This is a genomic window from Streptomyces rhizosphaerihabitans, assembly GCF_025399795.1.
In the GTDB taxonomy this organism is placed as follows: Bacteria; Actinomycetota; Actinomycetes; order Streptomycetales; family Streptomycetaceae; genus Streptomyces; species Streptomyces rhizosphaerihabitans.
In genome coordinates this window covers 1-292 of sequence record NZ_JAODTZ010000221.1, presented here as the reverse complement: position 1 = coordinate 292, position 292 = coordinate 1, and the positions used below count along the sequence as shown (strand labels likewise).

Annotated in this window: 1 pseudogene; it reads right to left on the bottom strand. The window is 69.5% G+C overall.

Annotated elements, in window-relative coordinates:
• Window positions 1-37: 37 nt before the first annotated feature.
• Window positions 38-292, bottom strand: a pseudogene (locus N4G66_RS45495) (ISAs1 family transposase); the annotation flags it as partial.

The window sequence follows — 292 nt, the reverse complement described above, 5'->3', positions numbered from 1 at the left end:
CCAGGGCGGCGTCGTTCAGTGAGTTCGTCCGGATTGGTCACGTGATGCCGAGGGTGGTCAGGGGTCGGGTGGCGTCGCGTGCGTGATGGCGGAGAGCGGCGGCGATGCCGGTGTGCCCGGTGAGTCGGAGGGCTCCGATGGCGAGGTTGCGGAGACTGGCCATGGCCCTGGGGGCGGTGCCGGTGTGGACGTGGGAAGTGTCCTCGGTCCAGGCAGTGTCGCGCACGTGGTGGATCTTGTTTTCGATGCCCCAGTGCCAGCGCACGTGCTGCGCGATCTCGGCGGCGCCTGC